Source organism: Tepidibacter mesophilus, from assembly GCF_002724055.1.
Classification (GTDB): domain Bacteria; phylum Bacillota; class Clostridia; order Peptostreptococcales; family Peptostreptococcaceae; genus Tepidibacter_A; species Tepidibacter_A mesophilus.
In genome coordinates this window covers 1-2,984 of sequence record NZ_BDQY01000051.1, presented here as the reverse complement: position 1 = coordinate 2,984, position 2,984 = coordinate 1, and the positions used below count along the sequence as shown (strand labels likewise).

1 rRNA gene is annotated in these 2,984 nt (G+C 49.3%); it reads left to right on the top strand.

The annotated features are described in order from the left end of the window. Nucleotides 1–30: 30 nt before the first annotated feature. Nucleotides 31–2,953, top strand: a 23S ribosomal RNA gene (locus Tmeso_RS15705). The last annotated feature ends 31 nt before the right edge of the window (nucleotides 2,954–2,984 follow it).

Below are 2,984 nucleotides of genomic sequence, written 5' to 3'. Positions count from 1 at the left end.
TTGAAAATTGAACAGATTTAAATAAATTAAGGTTAAGTTATTAAGGGCGTAGGGCGGATGCCTTGGCACCAAGAGCCGATGAAGGACGTGGTAAGCTGCGATAAGCTTCGGGGAGATGCAAGCAATCTTTGATCCGGAGATTTCCGAATGGGGAAACCCACCTAGAGTAATGTCTAGGTATCCTTAGATGAATTCATAGTCTAAGGAGGGGAACCGGGGGAACTGAAACATCTAAGTACCCCGAGGAGGAGAAAGAAAAATCGATTCCCTGAGTAGCGGCGAGCGAAAGGGGATTAGCCCAAACCTATGAAGTTTTCTTCATAGGGGTTGCGGATATGCTCATTAAGAAAGAGGTATTGTAGTCGAAGAGGTTTGGAAAGACCCACCGTAGAAGGTAACAGTCCTGTAGATTAAACAAGAAGACTTTCGAGCATACTCCAGAGTACCACGGGACACGTGAAACCCTGTGGGAAGCTGGGGGGACCACCCCCCAAGGCTAAATACTCCTTGGTGACCGATAGCGTATAGTACCGTGAGGGAAAGGTGAAAAGAACCCCGGAAGGGGAGTGAAATAGAACCTGAAACCCTATGCCTACAAGCTGTGGGAGCACATTTTTAGTGTGACCACGTACTTTTTGTAGAACGGGCCAACGAGTTACGATAAGTAGCAAGGTTAAGGACTTAGGGTCTGGAGCCGTAGCGAAAGCGAGTCTTAACTGGGCGATTCAGTTACTTGTCGTAGACCCGAAACCGAGCGACCTACCCATGGCCAGGATGAAGCGAAAGTAAAATTTCGTGGAGGTCCGAACCCACGCACGTTGAAAAGTGCGGGGATGAGCTGTGGGTAGAGGTGAAATTCCAATCGAGCTCGGAGATAGCTGGTTCTCCCCGAAATAGCTTTAGGGCTAGCCTCAAGCTTAGAGATGAGGAGGTAGAGCACTGAATGTCCTAGGGGCCCTATGGGTTACCGAAGACTATCAAACTCCGAATGCCTTTATCTTTTGCTTGGGAGTCAGACTGTGGGTGATAAGATTCATAGTCGAGAGGGAAACAGCCCAGACCGTCAGCTAAGGTCCCTAAATGTAAGTTAAGTGGTAAAGGATGTGGGATTGCACAGACAACCAGGATGTTGGCTTAGAAGCAGCCATTCATTCAAAGAGTGCGTAATAGCTCACTGGTCGAGTGATCCTGCGCCGAAAATTATCGGGGCTAAAACTTACTACCGAAGCTACGGCATTGACGCAAGTCAATGGGTAGGGGAGCATTCACTGCGGGCTGAAGCTAGACCGGAAGGACTAGTGGACTGCAGTGAAGAGAGAATGTTGGCATGAGTAGCGAGACGTAGGTGAGAATCCTACGGGCCGAAAACCCAAGGTTTCCTGAGGAAGGTTCGTCCGCTCAGGGTTAGTCGGGACCTAAGCCGAGGCCGAAAGGCGTAGGTGATGGACAACAGGTTGAGATTCCTGTACTACCGATAATCGTTTGAAGAATGGGGTGACACAGAAGGATAGGCTATCCTACTATTGGAAATGTAGGTCCAAGCATTAAGGGAGCACTGATAGGCAAATCCGTCGGTGCAATTCTGAGGTGTGATGGGGAGCGAAATTAAGTAGCGAAGTAGTCGATTTCATGCTGTCAAGAAAAGCCTCTACTGAGATTAAAGGTACCCGTACCGCAAACCGACACAGGTGGGTGAGAAGAGAATTCTAAGGCTAGCGAGAGAACTTTTGTTAAGGAACTCGGCAAAATGACCCCGTAACTTAGGGATAAGGGGTGCCTCATTAGGGTGTATGCCCGAAGAGGCCGCAGAGAATAGGCCCAAGCGACTGTTTACCAAAAACATAGGTTTCTGCTAAGTCGAAAGACGATGTATAGGAGCTGACGCCTGCCCGGTGCTGGAAGGTTAAGGGGATGTGTTAGACTTAAAGTCGAAGCATTGAACTTAAGCCCCAGTAAACGGCGGCCGTAACTATAACGGTCCTAAGGTAGCGAAATTCCTTGTCGGGTAAGTTCCGACCCGCACGAAAGGCGTAACGATTTGGGCACTGTCTCAACAAAAGACTCGGTGAAATTGTAATTCCGGTGAAGATGCCGGATACCTGCGACAGGACGGAAAGACCCCATGGAGCTTTACTGTAGCCTGGCATTGGATTTCGATATTACATGTACAGGATAGGTGGGAGACTGAGATACGAGAACGCCAGTTTTCGTGGAGTCACCCTTGGGATACCACCCTTGTAATATTGAGATTCTAACCATAGACCATGAATCTGGTCTTGGGACACTGTCAGGTGGACAGTTTGACTGGGGCGGTCGCCTCCCAAAATGTAACGGAGGCGCCCAAAGGTTCCCTCAGCACGGTCGGAAATCGTGCGTAGAGTGCAAAGGCAAAAGGGAGCTTGATTGCAAGACATACAGGTCGAGCAAGGACGAAAGTCGGGCTTAGTGATCCGGTGGTTCCGCGTGGAAGGGCCATCGCTCAACGGATAAAAGCTACCCTGGGGATAACAGGCTTATCTCCCCCAAGAGTCCACATCGACGGGGAGGTTTGGCACCTCGATGTCGGCTCATCACATCCTGGGGCTGTAGTAGGTCCCAAGGGTTGGGCTGTTCGCCCATTAAAGTGGTACGCGAGCTGGGTTCAGAACGTCGTGAGACAGTTCGGTCCCTATCCGTCGCAGGCGTAGGAAATTTGAGAGGAGCTGTCCTTAGTACGAGAGGACCGGGATGGACATACCTCTGGTGCACCAGTTGTCACGCCAGTGGCATAGCTGGGTAGCTATGTATGGAATGGATAAGCGCTGAAAGCATCTAAGCGCGAAGCCAACCTCAAGATAAGATTTCCCATCTTTATGAGTAAGATCCCAGGAAGACTACCTGGTTGATAGGTTCAAGGTGTAAGCTCAGTAATGAGTTCAGCTGATGGATACTAATAGATCGAGGACTTAACCTAATTTAAATCTGATCAATTTTGAGAGTATTAA